Raw genomic sequence first — 25683 nt, 5'->3', positions numbered from 1 at the left:
TTCCCGACCCATTGTGGCACTAGCAGCCTGTCGGACTTAATCACTGGATTCCAGGATAATCCCGACACCGCCCAGCCGATGCCTCCGCATGAGCCGCTTTCGTCCGATCGACCGCAAGACTGACTACCTGCTCCCGCCATCGATGGATGACTGGCTGCCAGAAGCCCACCTGGCCCGTTTCATTCTCGAAGCCATCGAACGGCTCGACTTGAGTGCGCTCACCCGGCGTTATGGCGGACGCGGCAGCGCCGCCTATCACCCCGAGGTGCTGCTTAGTCTGCTGGTCTATGGCTATGCCACCGGCACCTTTTCCAGCCGTATGATCGAACGCGCCACTTACGACTCGCTCGCCTTTCGCTACCTGGCCTCAGGCAGTCACCCCGATCACGACACCCTGGCCAGCTTCCGCCGCCGCTTCCTCGACGAGTTGGTCGGCATCTTCCTTCAGGTGCTGGAGCTGGCGGGCGAGATGAAGCTGCTCAAGCTCGGCACCATCAGCCTCGACGGCACCAAGCTGCATGCCAACGCCTCACGCCACAGTGCACTGTCCTATGGCCATATCCAGACACTCGAACGCCAGCTCAAGGCCGAAGTGCAGGAGCTCCTGGCGCTGGCTGAACGGGCCGACCAGGCAGAGCTCCCCGTCGGCATCGATCTGCCGGACGAGATCAAACGCCGGCAAGATCGCTTGCTCGCCATGGACGCGGCGAAGGCCACGATCGAGGCGCGTGCCCGCGTGCGGTTTGAGCAGGAACAGAGCGCCTATAAGGAGAAGCTCGCCAAGCGCGCGGCACGCGCAGCAGAAACCGGCAAAAAGCCGGGCGGCAAGCCGCCCAAAGCCCCGGTGGAAGGGCCGGCTGAGCACGACCAAATCAACCTCACCGACGAAGACTCGCGCATCATGCGGGTGGCTGGCGGCGGCTTCGAACAGTGCTACAACGCCCAGGCCGCAGTGGATACCGACACCCTGTTGGTGGTGGCGCCAGGCCTCACTCAGGCGGGCAACGACAAGCAACAAGTCGTCCCCATGCTGGCCGAGCTCAAGGCGCTACCGGAGTCATTGGGTCAGGTGAACGTGGTGCTCGGGGACTGTGGCTACAACAGCGAAAGCAACATCGCCGCCTGCGAGGCGGCGGGAATCGAGCCCTACCTGGCGGTGGCACGCGAAGATCATCACCCGCACTGGAAGGCGCGCTTCGAGGAGCTGGCAGCGCTCGACGCTGATGCCACAGTGCAACAACGCATGGCGCACAAACTCAAGAGCCAGCCGGGGCGCCGCCTCTATGCGCTGCGCAAACAGACGGTGGAACCGGTGTTCGGCATCATCAAGTCGGTCATGGGTTTTCGCCAGTTTCTGCTGCGAGGCAAGGACAAGGTGAGCGGCGAATGGCGCCTGGTATGTCTGGCCTGGAATTTGAAACGCATGGCCGTTTTGCGCCACAAATCCGTCCAGTGTGGGTAGAAATGAACTAAACCCGCTCGTTCTCAGGAAATTCGGGGCAAAAAAGCCTGAAAATACCTCAATAGTGGGGCGAATCGCTTCGCCTCACTATTGATATCCCCGTTCATGAACTCAAGTCCGACAGGCTGCTAGGCCGTGGGTTGCTCATCGGCAAATATCCTCGAGAAATGTTCAACCTGGCCGCTAAGCGGCCGATAACCAGGTGCGCGGCATGTTGCCCGACTTGGCCCCTAGCGGCCGCACCGAGCTCCTTATGGTTAATGGCGTTTCCACTCCCAGCACCGCACTGCCGGCCTATAGCAGCAACCCGAGCGGCAACAGCCCGGCAGACATTCGCGCCTATCTGGATTTCCAGATCCTGTTGAGTCGGGTGATCTCGGGCCAGCAGCCGTTGGTTACCGCCGAGGCGGCAGGCGAACCGCAGGCGAGCGCAGCAATAGCGCCCGCTGCTATCGAGCAAGACAGCAGTGCCCAGGACTTCATCGCGCAACGCCAGCTCGAGCTGGGTCTCAGACTCAACGCCGAACCGAAGAAAGTCGATCGCTTGACCCTAATGCTGCTCGCCGACGCTTTCAGCGCCGGCAGCCAGAGCGCGCCCACAACGCCCGAGCCGTCCCGCTACCCGCTGACCCTGGCGTGAGCGCGGTTCGAGGCAGCTCGGGCTTGATGGCTGCGCTCAACGCCGACTGTGCGAGGCCGCCCGAAAACGGCCCGGCGAAATCTCGAAGAACTCGCTAAAACAACGACGGAAATGCGAGATGCTGACAAAGCCGCTGGCGACGGCGATATCGGTGAGGGACTTGTTGGTCTGTTGCAGCAGCTGGCGGGCGCGGGTCAGGCGCAGCTCCAGGTAGTAGCGCGAGGGCGTCGCGTTGACGTGACGACAGAACAGACGCTCGAGCTGGCGCCTGGAAATGTCTACGCAGGTGGCAATCTCATCCACCGTCAGCGGCTCGTCGATGTTGTTGTGCATCAGCTCCAGCGCCGACTTCAATGCCTGTGGCAAGGTCGGGTCGTAATCGACGGCCACCACCGACACATCCAGGACTTCCTGCATGGTGTCGCAGCTCAACACTTCCTCGATGGCACTTACCAGGTTGAAGCCACTGCCGCGCCGCACCACTTCCAGCATCATGCCCAGCGAGCTATTGGCACCGGCACAACTGATCCGCTCGCGATCCAGCACATAGGCATGGTTCGACAATCTCACCTTGGGAAACAGCTCGGCGATCATCGCCCGACCATCGGGATGGAAAGCACAGTCGTAGCCATCCAGCAGCCCCGCCTCGGCAAGAAAATAAGCGCCGTTCCACAAGCCGCCGAGCATGGCGCCAGCGGCGTCGGCCGATCTGAGCTTGGTCCTGAGCAGCGGATCCACCTGCAGGCGCACGCGAAAGCCGCCGCAGACGACCAGGATGTCCTGCTGTTTCTCTGCCATATCGGCCAGGCAGCAGTCTGCCGAAATGACGATGCCCAGATCGCTGACCACCACCGCGCTTGCGCCACCGACCACCAGCACTTCATAGAGCGGCGCCGGGCTCATCAAGTTGGCGGTGACCAGGGCGTCCACCGCCCCGGTGAAGGCCATCATCGAAAAATTATCCAGCAGCACGAAGGCAACGCGCCGCAGCGGCAACGCCGGCTCGCTGCCCTGGCCCTTGGCGAAGTGCGCCATATTCTTATTTTTTAACAAACTCTCGAAAGAGGATCTCATGTTGCAACTCACTGGCACGAAAGCATTTACTGAAGAAGGTAACTCAGACCATGTTATTTATTTGAATAGGCCTACGGAACAACATTCGTCCGCCTAACTACTGCCACTATGACACTAAGCACTTCCTGGCCTTAGCCATTAAAACGAAGACGCTCAGCATATCCCGACACTTGCACCGAGCCGCGAAAAATACAGATGTAAATGGCATGTAATGCACTGATTACAACCTGATACAGCAACCCGTAAAGCAGTTCACATCGGCTTGCTAGGTTGAGTCCTCCAAGAACTACAAAATGATCGCCGGCTCAGCCAGACGATCACTCCCTGGAGGAAGCTCGTGCACACCAATAACAACGCTCGCCCCTCGCTCGTCCTCGCCCTGATCCCGATCGTCCTCACGCTCGGCATACTGGCGATCCAGCTGTTCTATTACGGCGACTTCACCCCCCACGTACCCCTGGCCATCGGCCTGGCGATTACCGCGCTGATCGGCTGGGGTCAGGGTTATCGCTGGAAGGACATCGAGAAAGGCTCGCTGCACGTCGTGTCCATCGGCTTGCAATCGATCGGCATCCTCATCGTGGTTGGCATGATCATCGGTACCTGGATCGCCAGCGGCACCGTACCCCTGATGATCTATGGCGGCCTCAAGCTGCTGTCACCCGAGGTGTTTCTCGCCGTCGCCATGCTGATGTGCGCCGTGGTCTCGGTGTCGCTTGGCACCTCCTGGGGCACGGTCGGCACCATCGGCCTGGCGCTGATGGGCATAGGTGCGGGGTTCGACGTCCCGATGTACTGGACCGCTGGCGCCGTGGTGTCCGGGGCGTTCTTCGGCGACAAGATCTCGCCGCTGTCCGACACCACCAACCTGGCCCCGGCCGTCACCGGGGTCAATCTGTTCGACCATATCCGCAACATGTTGCCGACCACCATCCCGGCCATGCTGATTGCCCTGGTCATCTATCTACTGGTGGGCTTCAACCTCATCGGCGGCAATGAACTCGACTCCAGCAAGATCGACCTGATCACCAATGGCCTCGCGCAGAACTTCGAGCTGTCCTGGGTGCTGTTGCTTCCCCCGCTGCTGGTCATTGGCCTGGCGCTGAAGAAAATGCCGGCCCTGCCCTCGCTGTTTGCCGGCGCCATCGCCGGCGGTATCCTGGCCATGGCTTACCAGGGCGCCAACCTGCATGACGTGTTCACTTACATGCAGAGCGGTTACAGTCTCAACAGCGGGATCAAGGACATCGACAGCCTGCTTAACCGCGGCGGCATCCAGTCGATGGCCTGGGTCATCACCCTGGTGATGATCGCCCTGGCCTTGGGCGGCGCCCTTGAGCGCACCCGTTGCCTCGAGGTGATTGTCGAGGCGATCCTGAAAAGGACGCGCAGCTTCGGCAGCATGCAAACCGCCGCCATTGGCACCTCGATTGCTACCAACTTGGTCGCCGGCGACCCCTACCTGTCCATCGCCCTGCCCGGCCGCATGTTTGCTCCGGCCTACCGTGGCAAGGGTTACTCGACCCTCAACCTGTCGCGCGCAGTCGAGGAAGGCGGCACCCTGATCTCCCCGCTGGTGCCATGGAACGCCGGCGGTGCCATCGTGATCTCCTCACTGGGTCTGGCCGTGGGCGATGGCAACTTCGAGAACCTGCTGTATATCCCGCTGGCTTTCGCCTGCTGGTTGTCACCGGTGATCGGCATCGCCTATGCCTACCTCGGCTGGTTCTCGCCCAAAGCCACCGAGCAGGAGCGCGCGAACTGGAAGGCGCAGGGCGAGGCGATCCAGACCTTCGACCAGCCCGAACCAGGCTACCGCGCAGCGCCTGTCGCCGACTGAGGCCGACGCACTACTGATAGAGCGCTGCAACCCAGGGCCGGCCGTCACTCGACGACCGGCCCTTTGCTTTGGCTATGTCCCCGTTACGTGTTGCACGCAGCTTTTGTAGGGTGGGTCGGGCCGCGCAGGTTAGTGGCGCTGAGCAGAGGCTGAAAATCAACTGCGGAAATTGCGCGCCGCGTAACCCACCAAGCGGTTGTCGGCTTGCCTCCTCTGGTGGGTTACGGCGCAACCGACTACGCACCAGCAAATAGCCTGCAGTCATGCGCCTAACCCACCCTACGAATCATCGCCCCCACTCACACCTCGCCGACCTGTCGCGCCCGGCTCAGATTGCTCGGCAGCGCTGCCTTGAGCGCCGTGAATAACGCCAGGCAGCGGGCGCCATCAGCCTCTCGGCTGCAGGTTTCTAACGCCGTGGCCAGCCGCGCGACCTCAAGCAGGCCGAGCGTACTGCAGCTGCCCGCCAGCTTGTGGGCCAACTCGCCAACCTCATACAGATCGTCCAGTTGCAGGGCATCGTCGACCTGCACCAGCAGCCCGTCGGCCTGCTCCTGGAACTGCTCGAACAAGCTGCGCAAACGCGCCTGGCCGAATACCTGGCGATGGATGGTCAGCAGGTGCAGGTCGACCCCCGCCTGCTCATCCGCCTGCGGCTGCGCCGCTATGCCGCTGTCGGGCGGCTGACAGAGTTGCCTCAGCACCTGCTGCAACGCCGCTGGCTGCAGCGGCTTGGCCTGCACCGCAGCTATACCCGCCGCCAGATAACCCTGGATATCCTCCACGCCGACGCTGGCGGTCAGGGCAATGATCGGCGTGTCGGCATTCAGGCTGTCGGCGCTCGAGCGAATGGCGCGGGTCACCTCGACACCGCTCATGCCCGGCAGGTGCATGTCCATGAGGATCGCATCGAAGGCCTGCTGCCGGCACACCGCCAGGGCTTGCCGACCATCCTCCGCCAGGTGCACCAGGTGCCCGGCGTGCTCGAGCAGCCCACAGATGACCTGCTGGTTAATCGGCGTGTCCTCCACCAGCAACAGACTCAGGCTGAGCGCGGGCGAGAGTGTGGCTGTGGCCTCGGCCTGCGTCGCGGGCGGCTGGGCCACCTGCAGCTCCACCTCGAGCCAGAAGGTGCTACCTGCGCCCTCGCGACTGTCGACACCGATCCGTCCGCCCATGGCCGCGACCATCTTCTGGCTGATGGCCAGGCCCAAGCCGGTGCCACCGAAGCGTCGGGTGATGCTTTCATCGGCCTGGGTGAAGCGCTCAAAAATCCGCTGCTGCTGCTCGGCGCTGATGCCGATACCCGTGTCGCGCACCGCGAAGCGCAAGCGGCTGCCGGCCTTGTCCACGCCGCCGACCCTTAACTCGATGGCGCCGCGCTCGGTGAACTTCACCGCGTTGCTCAGCAGGTTGGCCAGTACCTGACGCAGGCAGCCGGCTGCGCCCCGGTAGTAGCGAGGCAGTTGCGGCTCGATCTGGCAACTGACCCGCAGCGCCTTGCCCTGCAACTGCGCCTCGGCCAACAGGGCCTGTTCCTCGAGCAGTTGAGGCAGGCAGAACACCTGCTCTTCCGGCACATAGCCGCCCTCCTCCAACTTGGCGTAATCGAGCACCCCATCGAGGATGGCCAACAGGCCTTCGCCGGACTGGCGCAGGGCATCCAGGTAGCCACGTGCCTGTTCGGACTGCGGCGTGTGGTAGAGCAGTTGAGTCATGCCGAGAATCCCGCTCATCGGCGTACGGATCTCGTGGCTGATCCCGGCGAGGAACTGCGAACGAGCCTGGCTGGCGGCCTCTGCCACCTCCTTGGCCTGGCGCAGGCTGCGCGTGCGTTTGTCGACCATGCGCCGCAACTGTTCGCGACTGAAGAGCAATTGCTCGTGGGCGCGCTCACGGCGCTCGATGTCCTGATTGATCCCCAGACGCAGGTCGTTGAGCGATTCGACCAGCGCATCCAGCTCGTCGCTGCGTGGGCTCGGCTGGCGTTCCAGCTGCAACGGCGTATCACGCGAACCGACGCCCAGGTTGCGTGCGTAACGGGCCATGCTTTCCAGGTGCCGAGTGACCATGCGCTGAAAAATCGCCATGACCACCAGCACACTCAAGAAGATGGTCAGCGCCTGACCGAGAAACAGGGTCAAGGCACTCCAAGCCAGGCGGGCATACACCGCGCCAAGATCGGTATGCACCACCAGCTGGCCGAGGTTACGCGGCCCCAGAGGCGTCTCATGGCGCAAGGCGAAGCGATGCTCTGCGGTCCGCGCCGCCGTGCGCTCCCCAGCAGCCAGCAGCAGCCGTTCACCGGTGTCGGCATCCTCCAGGGTCAAGGAACTGATGTCGGGAAAATCCAGGATGCCACGCATCTGCAGGCGCAGCTGCTCGCGGTCGACATCCCAGATGCTCTTCGCCAGGCTGGCCAGGTAGACATTGCGGATCAACTCGATGCGCTGCTCGATCACGCGCATCTCGCGGCGATACTCGATGGCGGCCTGGATGCTGGTGGACAGCACCACGAAGAGCAGGCTGCAGACCAGCACGTAGAGCATCATGCGATAGCCCAGCGGGTGCTCCTGGCGGTAGGTGAGCAGCTTGCGCCAGGTTTTTTTAGGGTGCTGAATCATAGAGATTGGTCATGCGATGGGGTTCGGCGAGATAGCGAGCACTGTAGTGCTCATCCAGGCGTTTCAGGGTGCCATCCTCGCTCAGTTCGCGCAGGCGTTGGTCGAGTCGCGGCAGCAGGGCGAGCAACGCCGGATCGCGGCGCACGCCTATCCGGTAGTGTTCGGTGACCAGCTGGCCGGGCTGTTGCACGATGACCTGGTCGTAGCCGAAACGGCGGTTCTGCAGGGTCCAGCTGTAGAGGCCAACCGGCATGAAGTCGATACGCCCCTGGGCCAGCTTGATGAAGTTCTGCTCGCCACTGGACACCCATTCGATGTTCAAGTGCTGCTCGGCGAAACGGTCGAAGCGGTCACCGAAACTGTCGCCCAGCAGCAAGCCGACGGTGAGTCCGCGCAGATCGTCCCAGCTGTCAAAACGCACCGATTTGTCGCGTAGGGTGAACAGCACGATCGGGTCGGCCACCAGCGCCTCCTTGGTAAAACCCATCCAGGCTTCACGCTCATGGGTGCGATAAGCGGCGACGACTATGTCCACCCGTCCCTGCTGGGCCTCCAGCAAGCAGCGCTTCCAGTTGCCCAGTGCCAGCAGGCGCACCTCATGACCCAACTCGGCGAACAGCTGGCGCACCACCTGCGGCGCCAGCCCCACCAATGCGCCCTGGGAGTGCCAGGACACCGGCGGATAGAACGGGTGACCGCAGGCCAACAGTTCGCGCGCCTGGGCCACCGGCGCCAGCAGGCCCAGCAGCAGCGCCAGCGCCGCGCGCTTCACCTGGCCTGCAGCGCCTTGGCCGCGAGCAGGTAACCGACCCCATGAATGGTCAGGATGATCCGCGGGTTGGCCGGATCGTCCCTGAGCTTGCGGCGCAAGCGGCCGATCAGCACATCGATAGTGCGATCGTTCGGTGCCCATTCGCGGTTGCGCATCTGGTCGAGCAGCTGGTCACGGCTCATGGTCTTGCCGAGGTTGCCCAGCAGCACGCTGAGCAGCTGGAACTCGCCGCCGGTGAGTTGGCTGACCCGGTTGTCGCAATCGGTGACCTGGCGCAGACCCAGGTCCACCGTACATGCGTCGAAGCGCAGCAGGTTCTGCCCGGTGCTGACCGGCGCCTGGGCGCGGATCAGGCGTACTCGGCGGCACAGGTTCTTGGCGCGGGCGAGAATATCGCGCGGGCTGAAGGGCTTGGTCACGTAGTCGTCGGCACCGCACTCCAGACCGATCAGCTGGTCGACCGCATCCTGGCGCGCGCTGATCAGAATGATGCCGACCTCCGAATGCACCCGCAGCTCGCGGGTCAGGGTCAGGCCATCCTTGCCGGGCATGCGGATGTCCAGCAAGACCAGGTCCACGGTTTCGCGCGCAAGGATCTGCTCGGCCTCCTCCGCCGTGGCGGCGGCCAGGACGCGGTAGCGCTCCTCGGCGAAATAGTTGCACAGGCACTCGCGGGTGATGAGCTCGTCATCCACCACCAACACCGTCAGGTCATCGGACATGCCAGGCCTTCAAGGGCTGAAATCTGCTGGGCTGGAGCCGGGGGCGGCGCCGGTCGGCGGGCAGCCGCTCGACATCCAGTTTATCCGCTGCACTTTATTACAAGCGAACGCGCCCCAGGTGCCTATTTCCGACACTTGGAGGCGCGTGACCACCGTGCCACGCTCAGCGACTCAGAACGGCAGGGGCAACTTGGCGGTGCGCCCGCCATCGACTACCAGCACCTGGCCGGTGACGAAGGCCGCCTCGTCCGAGGCGAGAAACACCACCGCGCCGCCTACGTCCTGCGGGGTGCCGGTGCGCCCGACCGGGTGCATGGCCAGCAAGCCCTGGCGCGCGCCAACCGGATCGACCTGGGCGTTGATGTAGGCATTGCTCAGGTCCGAATCGATCCAGCCTGGCGCGATGGCATTGCAGCGCACCCCGTCGCGGCCCAGGTCCACCGCCAGCGCCCGGGTCAGGCCATGCACGCCCGCCTTGGAGGCGCAGTAAGCGGCATGCTGCGGGTTGGCGCCGAGGCCTTCGATCGAACCGATGTTAATGATGCTGCCACCACCGCGCTGGCGCATCTGCGCCAGCAGTTCACGGACCAGGAACACCGGCGCGCGCAGATTGACCACCATCATCCGGTCCCAGTCCTGCTCGCTCATGGCCTCGATCGGCTGCTCGGCCATGAAGCCGGCGTTATTCACCAGCACGTCGATGCCGCCGAGCAGTTCGGCCGCGGCCTGGGCGATCAAGCGCGGGGCGCCGGACTCGGCCAGATCCGCTTCGACGAAGAACACCTCCGGGTTACTCGCCAGCTCCGCGTCCAGCGCCTGACGCTGGGCCACCAGCACCCGCGCGCCAGCGGCCAGCAGTTTTTCGGTAATGCCGCGGCCGATGCCGCGACCACCGCCGGTGACCAGGGCGTTTTTTCCCTTGAGCAACATATTCATCTCCTTAGCCCGAAACCGGCTTGGCGCCGGTCACTTCTAAAGCTTCACCGGCGATATAACGCGCCTCGTTCGAGGCCAGAAAGGCGATCACGTCGGCGATGTCTTCCGGCTCGGCGATGCGTCCCAGGGGCACGCTCTTGTTCAGTTCCTCGACGGCTTTATCCGGGTCCAGGCCGCGGCGTTCGAAGCCGCTGCGAATCATCGGCGTGTTGATCTCGTGCGGGCACACGGCATTGACCCGGATGCCCAGCGGCGCGCAGTCGCGGCCGAGGTTCTTGCTCAGCGCTGCCACCGCGCCCTTGCTGGTGCAGTAGGCGACATGGCCGGGCCTGGATAGATGCCCCACACCGAGGACGTGTTGACGATGGCCGCGCCTGCACGCCCCTTCATGTGCGGAATCGCTGCGCGACAGATGTAAAACACCGCATTGAGATTGACGCCCATGGCGTCGAACCACATCTCGTCGGTGGTTTCCTCGATGGTGCCGCGCGGAATGATCCCGGCGTTGTTCAGTACGATGTCGAGGCCGCCGAAGCTTTCCACGGCCGCACTGACCACTGCCTCGCAATAGCTCTTCTCACGCAGGTCGCCAGCCAGGTAGCTGACCTCGGCGCCGAGGGCGCGGGCCTTCTCGGCGATCTTTGCGCAGCCGGCCTCTTCGCGGTCGGAGAGCATCAGCCGCGCGCCCTCACGGGCAAACAGCAAGGCCAAGGCCTGGCCGACACCGCCGGCGGCGCCGGTGATCAGGGTGACTTTCTCGGCGAATTTCATAGGGCAACCTCCTTGAGCAGGGTTGAACCAGGCAGCGCCTGGACGGATTCGGTCTTAAACAGCAGCTGAAATAAAGTGGCGCAGTCGGCGCTGGCGGGTAGCTCGGCGACGGCCTGCTCGATGGCCTGACGTCGCTCGGCATCAAGGCTGACACCGGCCAGCAGGTGAAACTTGGCGCGAAATTCGGCCTGACTCATGGCCGTGGCCGGGTCGCCCTTGGCGGCGGTGATCGGGCTGGCGAAGCGCTGGCCATCTTTGAGCGTCACCGATACCCGCGAGAGGATCTCGTTGGGGAAGCGCGCCGACAGATCGTCGGCCTCGACTATCTCGATGCGCCGGCTGACCGCGAGGATGTCGGGCGCATGCACCGAGTCACCAGTCACCTCCAGCGGGCCGACCTGGCCGCGCGCTACCAGCGCCGCCAGCGGGAAGGCCAGGGCGTACTGGGCCTCGTCGGCATTGGCCGGGGTATGGCCCTGCAGCCGCATGGATTCGTGGAAGGTCTCGACGGTGATCTGCTCAATCGCCGCGCCGCGAATCTGCGGGTGCTCGGCCAGCAGCGCGGTCATCGCGGTCAACGCTGGCTGCGCCCAACGGCACACCGGCCAGGGCTTGAAGTACTGGGCATCGATCTCCCAGCGCTGACCAAGGTCATGCCACTGGGCGGCCACCGCGCTGGTTTCCACCGTCTCGGCCGGTGCGCCGGTGACTCCGGCCTGGGCCAGAAACAAGGCATTCAATCCCGCATAGGCGCCGGCGCCGTGGGCGTCGCGGAGCATCGAGGGGTGATCGATCAAGCGCATCATCGGGCAGCGCGGGCCGAAGTACTCGGCGATACCCAGGGCATGGCGGAAAGTCTGCTCGTCCAAATCAAGCAAGCGAGCGCCCGCACAGACCACGCCGAGCCCGGAGAAGGCACCGGAGGCATGGTATTCAGGCGCAGTGGCCATCAACGCGACGCCGGCGCGCAGCGCCGTTTCATAACCGATGCACAGCGCGCTGAGCAGCTCCTCGCCACTGATGTCCCTGCCCTGCTCGCGGCAGGCATCGACCAGCGCCAGCAACGCCGGCACCACGGTGGCGCCGGCATGGCCCTTGGAGGTGAAATGGCCCTCATGGGCATCCAGGCTGTCGACACTGAAACCGCCGGCCCAGGCTGCGCCAAGCGGGTGCACCGCACGGCCATCGAACAGCAGGCGGCTGGCCAAGGCGCCGGCCGGGTAATGGTTGACCGCGTAGCCTTTGAGGGCCTGGCTGGTCTGGTTGTCGCGGGCGCCGGCGGCGACCCCGAGAATATCCAGCAGGCAGATCTGCAGCAGGTCACGGGTGTGCTGCGGCGCCTGGCTGAACGTGAAATCACGGACGAACGAATAGAGCGACATACGCTTACTCCACAGACGGGACGAGGATCGACAGGAAAAAAGGCTATGTCCCAATAGCGTGTTGCATGACACGACCCACCACCACCTCCTGCTTTAAGTAGATCCGTAGGGTGGGTTAGGCGCCTGGCACAAGACTAGTGACTGTTACCCGGTCAGTTGCGCCGTAACCCACCATGATCAGCACGCCGACCGCCACTTGGTGGGTTACGCGGCGCGCCAATGATGCAGTTGATGTTCAGCTCTATGGCCTGCGCCGCTAACCCACCCTACAAAAGCTACAAAGCTGCGGCCAACACATCACTGGGACATAGCCAAAAAAAAGCGCCCGTCAGGGGCGCCAAATAAAGTGTGTAGCCTGAGCCGTCGGACTCAGTTGGCGGCGGCGCGGGAAGCGGCCAGCCAGGTATCGAATTGCTCACGGTGCGCGGCAACCCACTCGGCGGCATGACGCTCGATATCCTTGGCTTTGTTTTCGCCGTCCTGCATCTTCAGGTTCTGCGCGCTCTCGTCGTCGGTGGTGATCTGTACCAGGGAGAGAAACTTCAGGGCTACCGGGTTCTCTTCGGCAAACTCCTTGTTCAATACGGCCTTGACCTCATCCACGGCGAAGCCGAGGTTCTTGCCGTTGAAGCTGGTGTTCACGTCATTCTTGCCATCCGGCAGATCGGTGTAAGGCACTTCCAGCCAGACCACATCCTTGCCCTCGACCAGCACGCCGGCGATCCACTGCGGCACCCAGGTGAAATACAAAATCGACTCGCCTTGTTTGTAGCGGGCGATGGTGTCGGCCATCAGCGCGAAGTAGGAACCACGGTTGTGGCTGACGCTCTTCTCCAGGTCATAGGCCTTGAGGTGGTGGTCGATCACCAGTTCACAGCCCCAACCCGGGTTACAACCGGTGAGGTCGGCCTTGCCGTCGCCATTGGTGTCGAACAGCTTGGCGATCTCCGGCTTCTTCAGGTCGGTCAGGTATTTGATGTTGTGCGCTTCGGCGGTCTTCTTGTCGATCAGGTAGCCCTGTAGCACGCCGGGGATCACATTGCCGGCCTTGACCAGCGTGTCGTCGCCGCCGACCTTCTGATAGAAGGTGTCGTGCAGCTTGTCCCACAGGTGCACGGTGAAGTCCGCATCGCCGTAAGACAGCGCGACCATCATCGCCGCGTACTCGGTCTCCTTCGGCTTCTGCACCTCATAGCCCAGCTCACGCAGGCCGACCATGGCCACCTCACCGCGAAAGCGCTCCTCGGCAATGCTCGGGAAGATCGGCGTCACGTCCACGCCCTCTCCTGGCTTCTCGGCAGACGCGGCCTGGCCATAGAGTGGCAACAGGCTCAGGGATGCAACGGCGGCGCAGTGCAGGAGCTTCTGGGTGAAGCCACGGGTTTCGAAATTCATCGTCAGCTACCTTTTGGGTTTTGTTGTTAGTCGGGTATTTCGATTGAGTTCAGCGGTGGCCTCAGGCCTCGGCCTTGGCGCTGACCGGACGATTGCCCAGCAGACGCAACAGCAGACCGACCGGGCCGCTGTGGTACCAGCGCAGGCTGGGGTCGCCGCTGGTGCGCTCGCCCATGGCCTGGGTCAGGCGGTCGAGGAAGATCGCCAGCAGCACCAGACCGACGCCGCCAACCGTGGCCAGGCCCATGTCGAGGCGACCGATGCCACGCAGGACCATCTGCCCCAGGCCGCCGACCGAGATCATCGAGGCGATTACCACCATCGACAGCGACAGCATCAGGGTCTGGTTGACACCGGCCATGATGGTTGGCGCGGCCAAGGGCAGTTGCACGCGCTTGAGCATTTGCCAAGGTGTGCAGCCGAAGGCGCGGGCTGCCTCAATTTTGTCTTCCGGCACCTGGCGGATGCCGAGGTTGGTCAGGCGCACCAGCGGCGGCACGGCGAAGACGATGGTCACCAGTACGCCGGGCACGTTGCCGATGCCGAACAGCATCACCACTGGTACCAGGTAAACGAAGGCCGGCAGGGTCTGCATGGCATCCAGCAGTGGCCGCACGATCTTCTCCAGGCGGTCGCTGCGCGCCGAGAGGATCCCCAGGGGCACGCCGATCAGCGCGCAAAAGAACACCGAGGTCAGCACCAGCGCCAGGGTGGTCATGGACTCTGACCAGACCCCAATCAGCCCGAGTAGGGTCAGGGTAATCGCGCATAACCAGCCCATGCGCGGGCCAGCAACCTGCCAGCCGAGCAACGAGGACAGGAGAATGCCGATGGAAGGCGGGATGCTCTGCAGGATGAACTCAAAGCCATTGAGCACCTGGTCGATCGGCCAACGAATGGCCCGGAAGAATTCGCGAAAATTGTGCACCAGGTAATTCAGGATGCTTTCCACCCAGTCACCCAGGGGAATGGTCAAGGTTTGGAACGGGTCGAGGATGCTGAACTCTGACATCTTGGCTACCTACTCTCATGATTCTGGGTTTACTGCGGGCTCAACAATGCGGCGCTTAGTGGCGGCTCATGGTCTGCAGCAGCAAACTCTTGGAAATGGTGCCCTTGAAGGCGCCGTCATGGTCCAGCACCGGCACCGGGTAGGGCAGCGTGGCGACGATATCCAGCACATCGTGCAGCGGCGTATCGATGTAGATGGGCGGGTGCTGATCCAGCTTGAGCTGCTCGAGCTGCGGCGGCTCGGCGCCCCCCTGCAAGTCGCCGGCGTCGACCACCGCAAGCAGGTGATTGTGCTCGTTGACCAGGTAGCCATAAGGCACCCCGGCCTTGAAGCTCGGCGCATGACCGTTGACCCGGCACACGGTTTCCGGGTCGAGCTGGGCGACATCGCCGGCCTTGAGCAGCCGAGAGCTGTCGAAGCCCTTGAAGAAGGCCTCGACATACTCATTGGCCGGGTTGCACAACAACTCCTGGGGTGTGCCGATCTGCACCACCCGACCGCCTTCCATGATGGCGATCCGATGACCGATGCGGACGGCCTCTTCGATGTCGTGGGAGATGAAGATGATGGTGCGCTGCTGCTCGGCCTGCAGGCGGATCAGCTCGCCCTGCATCTCGCTGCGGATCAGCGGGTCGAGGGCGGAGAAGGCCTCGTCCATCAGCAGAATGGTTGGGTCGTTGGCCAACGCACGGGCCAGACCGACGCGCTGTTGCATGCCGCCAGACAACTGGTGCGGGTAGCTGTTTTCGTGCCCGGCCAGGCCAACCTGGCTCAAGGCCTCCAGCGCACGGGCGCGGCGTTCCTGCTCGCTGACCCCGGAAATTTCCAGGCCGAAGGCCGCGTTGTCGAGCACGCTCATGTGCGGCATCAGGGCGAAGGACTGGAACACCATGCCCATTTCCTTGCGCCGCACGTTGGTCAGTTCCTTGTCCGACAGCCCGGTGATCTCCCGGCCGTTGAGGTGGATGCTGCCGGAGGTCGGTTCGATCAGCCGGTTGAACAGGCGCACCATGGTCGACTTGCCCGAACCGGACAGGCCCATGATGACGAAGATCTCGCCGCGCTTGACCGAGAAGCTGGCGTCGAACACACCAACCACCTGCCCGGTCTTCTGAAATATCTCGTTCTTGTCGGCGCCGTTGCGCAACATATCCATGGCCACTTCCGGCTGCGCGCCGAATACCTTGAATATATTCTTGACCGAAAGTATCTCGTCGGGTTGGGTCATTGCGCCCTCTTCTTATAGATATATAAACCGTTAACTTGATGACGCCGCTCGGCGCTTTATCCGGGTGAACCAATCCGCCAGCGCTTAGCTTGAAATTAAGTTAAGCCGGCCATTAATGGCCTGAATTACCGCGAATATGCCCGTTGGCGACTGCCTGCAAAGAGTGCCGCCGGGTGAGTCAAAATTAGAGTTTAGATGGCTGAGCGTCCAACGACATTTGTTCGGCCAAAACCATAACCTGATGTTATTGATTGAGCGCAGAGTCGCTGGCGATATCGGGGCCTACCCGTGGCAAACAAGGCATACCGTGGGGCATAGCAGGCGGACAGGAGACGGCAAGCGAGCGGCCTGCTCAGCGCTCAGCTGACAGGCTGAGCAAGCGGCTAGCCGACGAAATTAACCCTTGGGCTGCGAGTAACTGGCCTTCATACGCTGCGCAGCGGCCTCTGCCGCATCCAAACCGGCAGCGATAGCCGTCTTGAATCCCGCATCGATCATTGCCTGCAAACCGGCCGCCGTGGTGCCTCGATAGTCGAGCATGGCCCGCACCATCTCGGCCGGCGGCATGCCATCGCGACCGAGCAACTGGCTCGCCCCAACCACCACGCCACGCACCGCGCGCTCGGCAACCTGGCGCGGCAGCCCCTTGGCCAGGGCATGAGCGAGCATCGCCTCGGCCAGTAGCGCCGGATAGGCCGCTCCGGAGCCAACCAGCCCGGTCAGGTAGTCGAGATCCGCTTCGCTCGTCACCTCATCGGTGCTGCCACAGGCCTCGAACATGGCTTGGGTGAAAGCCCTGTCGGCGGCCGACACCGGCTCCGTGGCGAACCACGGGGTATAGGACTGGCGAATCTGCGCCGCCGCGTTGGGCATGGCGCGAATGATTCGCTGGCTACCGGTACGCGCGATCAGGGTCTCGACCGAAACGCCGGCCATAAACGAGATCACCAGCTTGCCGGCGGCCTCGATAGACACATCGGCGAACTGCTCGGGGCGCACCGACAGCACGATGACCTCGGCCCGTTGCGCCAACTGGCGATTATCCTGAGTCAGCTGCACCGCGGGCCAGGCGTCGAACCCATCCACGCGCCCGGAACGACTGGAGAGGATCAAGGAGGCGGGCTGCAGCACGCCGCGTTCGAGCATGGCGGCGCCGATGGCACGCCCCAGCCAACCGCCACCGCCGATGATGCCGACCGTCAGTTCACTCGACATACAGACGCCCTCCTAGGCTGAATGATTCGCCGCCAGCGCGACCAGCGTCGGCTCTGGCACCGGGTAGCCGTGGCGGGCATAGAAACGCTGGAGTTCACGCGGTTCCGGCGCCTGGCCGGTAAAGATCGTCACGTACTCGGGGATGCGCTGCATGCGCGTCGGCAGATCCTCGCGACTGTTCATGCTGATGTAGCCGATCTGGGTCAGGTATATCGACCGGGCCCGCACGTCGGCCGCCATGCCCTGGTAGCCGAAACGGCTGAACATAGCGCTCAACGCAGCCAGGCGCGCCGTGTCGGCGAGCTCGACTTGCGCCGCCACTCTGGGCTCTTGCAGCGCCCAACTGCGCAACGCGAACTCGAACTGCGAGTCGAACAGCGCCGGATTCAGCCAGCAGTCGAACACGTTGAGAATGGCCTCGGCGATGCTTTCCGCGTAGGCCTCGCTCTGGTGGATCAGATTGCCGCTGTTCTTGGCGCGCCAGCGCTCGATCAGCGCCGCCAGCAGCTCTTCGCGATCGGTGAAAAACCAATAAAAACTGGTTCTCGACAGGCTCAGTTTTTTCGCCAGCGGCAGGATCCGTACGGACTCGACGCCCGACTCGATCAGGCTGTCGTAAGCCGCCTGCAGCCAGATCTCGGCCGATCCACGCCAGCCGCTATCACTCGACTTCTTCGGTTCATTCATGGGCCGATGGTAGCCAGCAAGCGGCCCTCACACAATCTGAATGTCCGCAGGCGTCGATAAAAATGACAGGCCTGTACATTTCCCCTAATCCACGTTCGCCCCGGCCACCTAGCAGTGCCTGTGCGCGTGAGGGGATACCTGCTGGCGACACAAACCCACCGATCACGACAGGCGCAGCGGACGATCAATGTACAGCAAGGCCCACCCACTAGACACCAGTGTACATTTTCGGTAAATACACACTCACGTCCCCGTCCACGTGGAGCCCTGAGCATGTCCAATGACCCGTTGCTGCAGCCCTACCAGCTCAAGCACCTGACCCTGCGCAACCGCATCATCACCACCTCGCATGAGCCAGCCTACCCCGAGGACGGCATGCCCAAGGCGCTGTACCGCGCCTACCACGTCGAGCGCGCCAAGGCCGGCGTGGCCCTGACCATGACCGCCGGCTCGGCCGCGGTGTCGCGCGACAGCCCGCCGGTGTTCAACAACATCCTCGCCTACAAGGATGAGGTGGTCGGCTGGCTGAAGGACCTCACCGATGAGTGCCATGAGCACGGCGCGGCGGTGATGATCCAGCTGACCCACCTGGGGCGGCGCACGCGCTGGGACAAGGGCGACTGGTTGCCCGTGGTGTCGCCGTCGCACAACCGCGAGGCGGCGCACCGCGCCTTCCCCAAGCAGCTGGAAGACTGGGACATCGAGCGCATCATCAAGGACTACGCCGATGCGGCGGAGCGCATGCAGGCGGCCGGTCTGGACGGCATCGAGCTGCAGGCCTACGGCCACTTGATGGACCAGTTCTGGTCGCCGCTGACCAACGAACTGGACGCCCCCTATGGCGGCTCGCTGGACAACCGCCTGCGCTTCACCTTCGACGTGCTCAGCGCCATTCGCCAGCGCGTCGGCAACCAGTTCATCGTCGGCGTGCGCTATACCGCAGACGAAGTGCTCAGCGGCGGTTTCAACGCGGATGAAGGTGTGGACATCTCGCGTCGGCTCAAGGCCAGCGGCATGGTCGACTTTCTCAACGTGATTCGCGGCCACATCGACACCGACGCCGGCCTGACCGACGTGATCCCGATCCAGGGTATGGCCAGCTCGCCGCACCTCGACTTTGCCGGACAGATTCGCGCCGCCACCGATTTCCCCACCTTCCACGCCGCGAAAATTTCCGATGTCGCCACCGCCCGCCATGCCATCGCCTCGGGCAAGGTCGACATGATCGGCATGACCCGCGCGCACATGACCGACCCGCACCTGGTACGCAAACTGATCGAGGGCCGCGAGCAGGACATCCGCCCCTGCGTCGGCGCCAACTACTGCCTCGACCGCATCTATCAGGGCGGTGCGGCCTACTGCATCCACAACGCCGCCACCGGCCGCGAAACAAGCATGCCGCATGAAATCCCCAAGGCTGCCAAGCGGCGCAAAGTGCTGATCATCGGCGCCGGCCCGGCGGGCCTGGAAGCGGCCCGAGTGGCTGGCGAGCGCGGTCATGAGGTAGTGCTGTTCGAGGCGGCCAATGACGCCGGCGGGCAGGTGCGCCTGACCGCGCGCAGCCCGCGCCGGCGCGAGATGCTCGGCATCATCGACTGGCGCATGGCGCAATGCACGGCACTCGGCGTGACCTTCCACTTCAACACTTGGGCCGATGCCGAGACCATCCGCGCCGAGCGGGCCGATGTGGTCATAGTCGCCACTGGCGGCTTCCCGCATACCGAGATCCTCAGCGCCGGCAACGAGCTGGTGGTATCGGCCTGGGACATCATCTCCGGCGACGTCAAACCCGGCGCGAACGTGCTGCTGTTCGACGACGCCGGTGATCACACGGCGCTACAGGCCGCCGAGTTCATCGCCCAGACTGGCGCCAAGCTGGAAATCATGACCCCGGACCGCTCATTCGCGCCGGAAGTCATGGCCATGAACCTGGTGCCCTACATGCGCTCGCTGCAAAAACTCGACACCACCTTCACCGTCACCTATCGCCTGGCCGCGGTGGCGCGTGACGGCGCCGAGCTGGTGGCGAGCATCGACAGCGACTATGGCGGCGTGCGCAAGCAGCGCCGGGTGGATCAGGTAGTGGTCAACCACGGCACCCGGCCAATGGACGAGCTGTATCTAGAACTCAAGCCTTTCTCGCGCAACCTCGGCGCGGTGGACCACGGCGAGCTGATCGTCGGTCAGCCGCAGTCCAGGGACGACAACCCGGATGGCGAATTCCAGCTGTTCCGCATCGGCGATGCAGTAGCGGCGCGCAACACCCACGCGGCGATCTACGACGCCCTGCGTCTGGTCAAAGACCTCTGAGCACCTGGCCTGAATCGCTAATAAGCCACATGACGGCCGGATCGTCATGTGCCCTTCTCCCGCGCTGGCTGACCGTCACCCCAAGTCGCCTCGCTCGCCAACTCCCTCCCGTAGCGCAAAGCCGATCTGCGCTCGCGAGCGAAACGTGAGCATGAATTGCGTTGTGCCTTGGAAGACGTACAGCGAGAGAAAGCGGGTTCAGCGAGACATACAGCGCGTTTCAGCTTTAGTCCGCTATGCCTTGGCGGAACCGGCTGCCTCGTGTAGACACATTCGACTAGCGTCGAATACTGTGGCGCGTGAGTTTGCGTCAGCGCCGATTCAGCCGTTTGGGCTTGCCGTCATCCCTGTCGCGTTTCTCCCTGATCGCTGTCGCGCCCCCGCGACAACATCAAGGCAAGACAAGGACTTACAGGGCGACAAGGAACGTTATACGACATGCTGTCGCGAACAAACGCGACATGGTATGTCGCCTAATTATAGTTAGGTTCTACAACATGGAAGTATCAGCAACATCACCATCTCTACAGAAAATGAGCTTCATTCGTGGGAGTCAACCGCTATGGAAGGCATTCTGGATTTTGTATGTTCTAGGTAGCCTTTCTTTCACGGCCATTTTCGTAGTACTAATAAAATCTCTCTCAACAAGCCATTTGCTATTACAAGCAAGTCATATTTTAAATCTACAAAAAGAAACAGCTTTATTAACGACCGCAACTACAGTTGTAGTTATCTACATTATGTATTTCTTGTTATGTTCAATTTCTGTTTGGCGTTGCGCCAAAAACACCATGAGAAATTTATGGGCTAATCTTGCAAAAATAATAATTTCAATAAATTTTGCTTGGATTTCTTGGAAAGCATTTGTCGCCTTCGACTCTTTATTAACGCACTTTTCTCATCAGTGAATTGCGTATAAACCTAACAAGTGGTTCAAACCGCTCGCTTCGCTCACTGGGACGGGCTAAAGCCCAATGTCATCAACTTAAGCAGTTTCTCTATAAATATCATATAATTAGCGCTCAAATTAGCGCATAGGAAAACTCCTTATGGCCTCTCATTCCACACCGTTTGACACCGCCCAGCAAACCCTGGCCTGAAAATTGTACAAAAAATAACCAGCTCGCTTGATTGTCCCGCTTTCATCGATACCCACCGCCAGCACCCTCAAGACTTTACCCGCCGACGTCAGCTGACCTTCAAGAACCTCGTCCTGTTCTTGCTCAATCAGCCGCGCACCGCCTTGCAGACCGAACTCGATCAGTTCTATCGCGTGCTAAATCAGGCCTCGGCCGAGACCCAGGTGGTTACCGCGCAAGCCTTCAGCAAGGCTCGCAGCAAGCTCAAGCCCGAGGTCTTCGAGAGCCTTAACCAAGTCCTTCAGCACCAGATCGACAGCCTCGGGCTGCGCCAGACGTGGTGCGGGCTACGCGTACTCGCCGTGGATGGCTCCACCGTACATTTACCACTGGAGCCGGCCATGACGCGCTTCTTTGGCAGCCACAGCGAGTTTCCCGTTGCCCGCCTGTCCATGCTCTACGACGTCACCGACGGTCAAACGCTGCACAGCCTGATCGTGCCATTCGAAGTCGGCGAGCGTGATTGCACCCACTTGCATCTCGCGCATCTGCCCCCTGACAGCCTGACGCTGTTTGATCGCGGCTATCCTGGGCACTGGTTGTTCGCGCTGTTCGAGCAGCAACGGCGGCATTTCCTGATGCGCCTGCCTTGTGGCTACAACGCGCAGGTCAAACAGTTTCTCCAGTCGGGTCAGGTCGAAGACACGCTGTTCTTCGCGGCCAGTCATCCAGAAGCGCGCTTGTTTTGTACCGAGGCCGGCGTCGATCCCGCAGGCCAGGTCGAATTACGCTTGGTTCGGGTCGAGCTGGCGAGCGGTGAAAGCGAAGTGTTGCTGACCTCTCTGCTGGACCGGCAGGCATTCCCGGCCGAGGTGTTTGCGGATCTCTACCACCGCCGATGGGGCATCGAGACGGACTACCGCCGCGTCAAGCAGACCCTGAGTCTGGACAACTTCAGCGGTCGCAGCGTGGTAGCGGTGAAGCAGGACTTTCATGCCGGGCAACTACTGAAGAATCTGGGGCTGCTGATGAACTACCTGCTGCAACCGGTCATCGAACAGCGCCACAAAGGCCGCAAGTTGCGCTGGAAGGTCAACTTCACCCAAGGGGTGTCGCGCCTCAAGAACACCTTGGTCGAGCTGCTGGTGCGCCCCTGTGCTCAGGGGCTGGCCAACGTGCTGGCGCTGATGACCAACAGTCTCAGCGCCGTGCGTCCAGGGCGCAGCTTCCCGCGTAAGTGTAAGCGCCCGGCCAGCCGCGGCTGCGAGGGGGCCAAACCGACGCGCTGAGAACCCGCACTACCGCCAAAACCGCCGTGCAAAAAAGCTGGCCAGAAGCGGTCGGTACGCGCTCGCCCGGAAAACGAGAAACCCGCTCGATAAAGCGAACCGGCGTCCATTAAGCTGCCGCCAAGATTAAATATGCGCTGAATCGGGGAGCAAAACCGGTGGCGGTGCTGCTGCAACCGAGCGCTCAAGCCCTGGATTTGCTTGCTCCAGACAGGGCTGGGAGCTTAAGTTGATGACATTGGGCTAAAGCCCGCCCCTTAACCAAACGTTATACATCATAGGGGTATTGAGTGAAGACTCCGAATAACAATTATGATGGAAAGCCAACAGCATATTTAGACCACAACATTCTTGATTTATTTGTGAAAACAAGAGATTTACCATTCGCATCTGAACTGAGAGAAAAATATCAGATTATTTATTCAGATGAGACGCTCAAGGAAATTAAACGTACAGGAGATAATGGCTCACAATTTCTTGAAGCTCTTGAAAACTTGGAGGCGATGCACCTTCGAATCTTCGTCACGGAGAGCTTTAAAGTAACTGATCGGGCCATATTAAAAGAATTAAATCCGTTCGATGCGTTTGAAGATTACTGCAAAAATATTGAACCGATTTATGAGGCAATGGAAAAAGCCACAGCGCAATCATTGCTTAAATTCTATGGCGGTCGAGCAGGAAGCGACTTTGATGAAATCAACAGAGAACAGATAGATTCATTTGGCGGCCTCATGAACTATATTTCTGACCGAGTTGACGAAGTCAAAGACTTAGTTCCCGGAATAGATGCTGAAATCTCTGCCTATACAAAAGAAATGCAAAAAAGCTTCAACGAGGCTCTTACCCAATCAACAGTAGAGCTGCGTAAACACATAGAGGATGAATTAAACTATTCTGGCGTTCAGACATACCGCAATCATATGAAGGTTGGGCCGGTACAACTGAACAACATTGAACCACCGAACGTTATAGAGAAAATATGGAGCATCTATAAAACGCTTGATGGCTACAGAGAGAATAATTTCTCAATAGAGCAATTTCTAGGTTTGTCAAAAAACCCAATTTACAACAGAGAAATGTATCTGCATGAAAAAGTAACATCTATATACAACGTGTTAAATGTTATCGGCTACTATCCAGATTCCAAAATGAAACATGACAGAAGATTCACTGCCGCAATGAGTGATGCAGGGCATGCTGCTATATCTTCGTTTTCAGATTTTCTATTCTCTCGGGATGCCGCCTTCATACATAAAACCAGAGCCGCGTATGAATATCTCAACGTCAAAACCAAAGTTATCGAAGTAACCGTTAGTGACGTATAACAACTGGTTCAAACCGTTCGCTTCGCTCACTGGGACGGGCTAAAGCCCAATGTCATCAACTTAAGCTCCCAGCCCTGTCTGGAGCAAGCAAATCCAGGGCTTGAGCGCTCGGTTGCAGCAGCACCGCCACCGGTTTTGCTCCCCGATTCAGCGCATATTTAATCTTGGCGGCAGCTTAATGGACGCCGGTTCGCTTTATCGAGCGGGTTTCTCGTTTTCCGGGCGAGCGCGTACCGACCGCTTCTGGCCAGCTTTTTTGCACGGCGGTTTTGGCGGTAGCGGCGTTTTGCAAGGTAGTTGTCGCGTCAGCCGTGTTTTTAAGCTGCTATTTTCAGTGCCGGCTGCTCCCTTTCCGGGTTGAGTGTGACGGCGCCGATAGGTTGCCAATTTCGCGTTGCACCTGACCAGCGATGCGGGTGTTTATGACGGGCTTGCTGGTACAGCGCATGACGCTTGGCTAGCACTTCTTGATCCTCTCCACGATGGCGCTGTGCCGGGGTCACGAAGCGGATGCGGCTGTGGCGGTGCTCATGGTTGTACCAGCGGATAAAATCGCGCACCCAGCTGCGTGCTGCGTCCAAATCGGCAAAGCCATCCTGCGGCCATTGCGGGCAGTATTTCAGGGTTCTAAACAGCGACTCTGAGTAGGGATTGTCGTTGCTCACCCGCGGTCGTCCGCGCGATGGGGTGATGCCCAGGTCGTACAACTTACTCAGCAGCGTCACCGATTTCATCGGCGCGCCGTTGTCCGAGTGCAGCACCAAGGGTTGGCCCGCGCAGCGCTCGCCGAGCACGGTACGCTGCATCAGTTCGGCCGCACGCTCGCCGCTTTCTTGCTCGTAAACCTCCCAGCCCACGGCCTTGCGGCTGTAGATATCCTCGATCAAGTACAGGTAGTAATACTGCCCGCGCACCGGCGATTGCAGGTAGGTAATGTCCCATGACCAGACCTGATTGCTCTTCCTCGCACTGTGCGTGGTCGGCGCGGCGTGCTTGTGCGGCGCATGGCTGCGGCCACGTTGGTGCAGCTGATCAGCGGCTTTCAGCACGCGGTAAAAGGTGGCTTCTGAGGCTAGGTAGCGACCTTGATCGGCCAGCCTTGGCACGATCTGACTCGGCGGCAAGCTGGCGAATGGCGGGCTGTTGCAGGCATCCAGGATGGTGCGGCGCTCCTCAGCACTCAGGGCATTGCTCGGTCGCGGACGTAGTGTGGTCGTACGCACATCGGCCTGTATGACAGGTGTCAGCGCCCAGCGTTGCAGGCTGCGCAGCGACAGCCCGATCTCTGCACAGGCAATTGCCTTGCGTGCACCAGAAGCAACGGCATGGTTAAAGCGTTCAACGAGTTGTTGCCGTTCTGGCAGAGAGGTCAAACGTCCTCGCTGTCGTTTCCCCAGAAGGCATTCATCTTTTTTCGCAGCACCAGGATGGCGGCGGTTTCCGCCAACGCCTTGTCCTTGCGTCGCAGTTCACGCTCCAACTCGGCGATGCGTTTCTTGTCGGCGCGCGCCTGCTCTCGATCAGCCTGACGCTGTGCCTGGGCAGACAGCTGGCCACTGATGCAGGCTTGGCGCCACGCGTTGAGTTGTTCAGGGTACAAGCCCTTGCTACGACAGTATTCGCTGAGCTCGATCTCGCTCAGGGTGGCCGCGTGCAATACCGCTGCGAACTTGGCTTCAGCCGGCCAGTCATCGGCGTTTTTCTTGTCTCCGGGCACTACCGCGCCTCCCGCTTTGAGCTTCGTGCGCCAAGCATACAGGGTGGCTTGGGAGATACCTTCTTGACGCGACAACTCGGCCACGGACATGTTTTGCGGCGGCAGTAATTTACGGATAAGGGCAGCTTTACGCTCAGGTGAATAGCTCGACATTACAGCTCTCTTTGACGCCCCCGATCTATCGTTTTGATAAATCAGCTCAG

The 25683-nt window shown here is 61.3% G+C and carries 21 protein-coding genes; 7 read left to right on the top strand and 14 right to left on the bottom strand.

What is annotated here, in order from left to right:
- Nucleotides 1-88: 88 nt before the first annotated feature.
- Both VCJ09_RS06195 and VCJ09_RS06190 read left to right on the top strand, forming a co-directional pair.
- Entirely contained in the window at nt 89-1462 is a 1374-nt protein-coding gene (locus VCJ09_RS06195; protein ID WP_324733576.1) for an IS1182 family transposase, read from the top strand.
- A 211-nt stretch (nt 1463-1673) separates the two neighbouring features.
- Nucleotides 1674-2102 (top strand): hypothetical protein, encoded by a 429-nt coding sequence (locus VCJ09_RS06190; RefSeq protein WP_324733575.1) that lies wholly within the window; start codon nt 1674-1676, stop codon nt 2100-2102.
- Between the two features lie 36 nt (nt 2103-2138).
- On the opposite strand, the gene VCJ09_RS06185 is transcribed toward VCJ09_RS06190, so the two are convergent.
- Nucleotides 2139-3176 (bottom strand): GlxA family transcriptional regulator, encoded by a 1038-nt coding sequence (locus VCJ09_RS06185; protein ID WP_324733574.1) that lies wholly within the window; start codon nt 3174-3176, stop codon nt 2139-2141.
- A 337-nt stretch (nt 3177-3513) separates the two neighbouring features.
- On the opposite strand from VCJ09_RS06185, the gene nhaC reads away from it, so the two are divergent.
- Entirely contained in the window at nt 3514-5016 is a 1503-nt protein-coding gene (nhaC, locus tag VCJ09_RS06180; protein ID WP_324733573.1) for a Na+/H+ antiporter NhaC, read from the top strand.
- A 299-nt stretch (nt 5017-5315) separates the two neighbouring features.
- Here the strand turns inward: nhaC and VCJ09_RS06175 are convergent, their stop codons facing one another.
- From VCJ09_RS06175 to VCJ09_RS06120, 12 genes are all read right to left on the bottom strand, one after another.
- Complete coding sequence (locus tag VCJ09_RS06175; protein WP_324733572.1) at nt 5316-7640, bottom strand: ATP-binding protein; 2325 nt, start codon at nt 7638-7640, stop codon at nt 5316-5318.
- Nucleotides 7624-8412: a substrate-binding periplasmic protein gene (locus VCJ09_RS06170; RefSeq protein WP_324733571.1), complete on the bottom strand. Its 789-nt coding sequence runs from the start codon at nt 8410-8412 to the stop codon at nt 7624-7626. The genes VCJ09_RS06175 and VCJ09_RS06170 overlap by 17 nt, the downstream gene beginning before the upstream one ends.
- A complete protein-coding gene (locus VCJ09_RS06165; protein WP_407693013.1) occupies nt 8409-9134 on the bottom strand; it encodes a response regulator in 726 nt (241 codons plus the stop codon). Before VCJ09_RS06165 ends, VCJ09_RS06170 begins: the two co-directional genes overlap by 4 nt.
- A 171-nt stretch (nt 9135-9305) precedes the next feature.
- On the bottom strand, nt 9306-10064 hold the full coding sequence (locus tag VCJ09_RS06160) for an SDR family NAD(P)-dependent oxidoreductase (protein ID WP_324733570.1): 759 nt from the start codon (nt 10062-10064) through the stop codon (nt 9306-9308).
- Nucleotides 10065-10074: 10 nt separating this feature from the next.
- Complete coding sequence (locus VCJ09_RS06155) at nt 10075-10362, bottom strand: SDR family oxidoreductase (protein WP_324733569.1); 288 nt, start codon at nt 10360-10362, stop codon at nt 10075-10077.
- Nucleotides 10350-10841, bottom strand: a complete 492-nt coding sequence (locus tag VCJ09_RS06150; RefSeq protein ID WP_324733568.1) for an SDR family NAD(P)-dependent oxidoreductase — start codon at nt 10839-10841, stop codon at nt 10350-10352. Before VCJ09_RS06150 ends, VCJ09_RS06155 begins: the two co-directional genes overlap by 13 nt.
- The gene (locus VCJ09_RS06145) at nt 10838-12223 is read right to left on the bottom strand and encodes an MmgE/PrpD family protein (RefSeq protein WP_324733567.1); all 1386 of its coding nucleotides are present in this window, start codon (nt 12221-12223) and stop codon (nt 10838-10840) included. Before VCJ09_RS06145 ends, VCJ09_RS06150 begins: the two co-directional genes overlap by 4 nt.
- Before the next feature lie 369 nt (nt 12224-12592).
- On the bottom strand, nt 12593-13618 hold the full coding sequence (proX, locus tag VCJ09_RS06140; protein ID WP_324733566.1) for a glycine betaine/L-proline ABC transporter substrate-binding protein ProX: 1026 nt from the start codon (nt 13616-13618) through the stop codon (nt 12593-12595).
- 61 nt (nt 13619-13679) lie between these two features.
- Nucleotides 13680-14630, bottom strand: coding sequence for a glycine betaine/L-proline ABC transporter permease ProW (proW, locus tag VCJ09_RS06135; protein ID WP_324733565.1), 951 nt, complete (start codon nt 14628-14630; stop codon nt 13680-13682).
- Between the two features lie 55 nt (nt 14631-14685).
- A complete protein-coding gene (gene proV, locus VCJ09_RS06130; protein ID WP_324733564.1) occupies nt 14686-15858 on the bottom strand; it encodes a glycine betaine/L-proline ABC transporter ATP-binding protein ProV in 1173 nt (390 codons plus the stop codon).
- Between the two features lie 396 nt (nt 15859-16254).
- Nucleotides 16255-17073, bottom strand: coding sequence for a pyrroline-5-carboxylate reductase family protein (locus VCJ09_RS06125; protein WP_324733563.1), 819 nt, complete (start codon nt 17071-17073; stop codon nt 16255-16257).
- A gap of 12 nt (nt 17074-17085) precedes the next feature.
- Nucleotides 17086-17760 carry a TetR/AcrR family transcriptional regulator gene (locus tag VCJ09_RS06120; protein WP_324733562.1) on the bottom strand — a complete coding sequence of 225 codons (675 nt, stop codon included), beginning with the start codon at nt 17758-17760 and terminating at the stop codon, nt 17086-17088.
- A 273-nt stretch (nt 17761-18033) separates the two neighbouring features.
- On the opposite strand from VCJ09_RS06120, the gene VCJ09_RS06115 reads away from it, so the two are divergent.
- The 4 genes from VCJ09_RS06115 (at nt 18034) to VCJ09_RS06100 (ending at nt 23763) form a co-directional block, all read left to right on the top strand.
- On the top strand, nt 18034-20070 hold the full coding sequence (locus VCJ09_RS06115) for an NADH:flavin oxidoreductase (protein ID WP_324733561.1): 2037 nt from the start codon (nt 18034-18036) through the stop codon (nt 20068-20070).
- Nucleotides 20071-20567: 497 nt separating this feature from the next.
- Nucleotides 20568-20978, top strand: coding sequence for a hypothetical protein (locus VCJ09_RS06110; RefSeq protein ID WP_324733560.1), 411 nt, complete (start codon nt 20568-20570; stop codon nt 20976-20978).
- 188 nt (nt 20979-21166) lie between these two features.
- Nucleotides 21167-22438 (top strand): IS4 family transposase, encoded by a 1272-nt coding sequence (locus VCJ09_RS06105; RefSeq protein WP_324734608.1) that lies wholly within the window; start codon nt 21167-21169, stop codon nt 22436-22438.
- A 290-nt stretch (nt 22439-22728) separates the two neighbouring features.
- The gene (locus tag VCJ09_RS06100; protein WP_324733559.1) at nt 22729-23763 is read left to right on the top strand and encodes a hypothetical protein; all 1035 of its coding nucleotides are present in this window, start codon (nt 22729-22731) and stop codon (nt 23761-23763) included.
- Nucleotides 23764-24080: 317 nt separating this feature from the next.
- On the opposite strand, the gene VCJ09_RS06095 is transcribed toward VCJ09_RS06100, so the two are convergent.
- Nucleotides 24081-25633, bottom strand: a protein-coding gene (locus tag VCJ09_RS06095; RefSeq protein ID WP_324730598.1) for an IS3 family transposase whose coding sequence is annotated in 2 segments (ribosomal slippage) — nt 24081-25171 and nt 25171-25633 — 1554 coding nt in all. Because the reading frame shifts where the segments join, the coding sequence is not laid out codon by codon here.
- Nucleotides 25634-25683 lie beyond the last annotated feature (50 nt).

It is taken from the genome of Pseudomonas paeninsulae (assembly GCF_035621475.1).
Lineage (GTDB): Bacteria > Pseudomonadota > Gammaproteobacteria > Pseudomonadales > Pseudomonadaceae > Aquipseudomonas > Aquipseudomonas paeninsulae.
Note: the sequence above shows the minus strand (reverse complement) of the source record. Positions and strands in the feature narration are given on the sequence as shown.

What these genes read in the sequence shown, in the direction of transcription:
- VCJ09_RS06195 (WP_324733576.1), top strand. Translation starts at nt 89, where the DNA reads ATGAGCCGCTTTCGTCCGATCGACCGCAAGACTGACTACCTGCTCCCG.
- VCJ09_RS06190 (WP_324733575.1), top strand. Translation starts at nt 1,674, where the DNA reads ATGTTGCCCGACTTGGCCCCTAGCGGCCGCACCGAGCTCCTTATGGTT.
- VCJ09_RS06185 (WP_324733574.1), bottom strand. Translation starts at nt 3,176, where the DNA reads ATGAGATCCTCTTTCGAGAGTTTGTTAAAAAATAAGAATATGGCGCAC.
- VCJ09_RS06175 (WP_324733572.1), bottom strand. Translation starts at nt 7,640, where the DNA reads ATGATTCAGCACCCTAAAAAAACCTGGCGCAAGCTGCTCACCTACCGC.
- VCJ09_RS06165 (WP_407693013.1), bottom strand. Translation starts at nt 9,134, where the DNA reads ATGTCCGATGACCTGACGGTGTTGGTGGTGGATGACGAGCTCATCACC.
- VCJ09_RS06160 (WP_324733570.1), bottom strand. Translation starts at nt 10,064, where the DNA reads ATGTTGCTCAAGGGAAAAAACGCCCTGGTCACCGGCGGTGGTCGCGGC.
- VCJ09_RS06150 (WP_324733568.1), bottom strand. Translation starts at nt 10,841, where the DNA reads ATGAAATTCGCCGAGAAAGTCACCCTGATCACCGGCGCCGCCGGCGGT.
- VCJ09_RS06145 (WP_324733567.1), bottom strand. Translation starts at nt 12,223, where the DNA reads ATGTCGCTCTATTCGTTCGTCCGTGATTTCACGTTCAGCCAGGCGCCG.
- proX (WP_324733566.1), bottom strand. Translation starts at nt 13,618, where the DNA reads ATGAATTTCGAAACCCGTGGCTTCACCCAGAAGCTCCTGCACTGCGCC.
- proW (WP_324733565.1), bottom strand. Translation starts at nt 14,630, where the DNA reads ATGTCAGAGTTCAGCATCCTCGACCCGTTCCAAACCTTGACCATTCCC.
- proV (WP_324733564.1), bottom strand. Translation starts at nt 15,858, where the DNA reads ATGACCCAACCCGACGAGATACTTTCGGTCAAGAATATATTCAAGGTA.
- VCJ09_RS06125 (WP_324733563.1), bottom strand. Translation starts at nt 17,073, where the DNA reads ATGTCGAGTGAACTGACGGTCGGCATCATCGGCGGTGGCGGTTGGCTG.
- VCJ09_RS06120 (WP_324733562.1), bottom strand. Translation starts at nt 17,760, where the DNA reads ATGAATGAACCGAAGAAGTCGAGTGATAGCGGCTGGCGTGGATCGGCC.
- VCJ09_RS06115 (WP_324733561.1), top strand. Translation starts at nt 18,034, where the DNA reads ATGTCCAATGACCCGTTGCTGCAGCCCTACCAGCTCAAGCACCTGACC.
- VCJ09_RS06110 (WP_324733560.1), top strand. Translation starts at nt 20,568, where the DNA reads ATGGAAGTATCAGCAACATCACCATCTCTACAGAAAATGAGCTTCATT.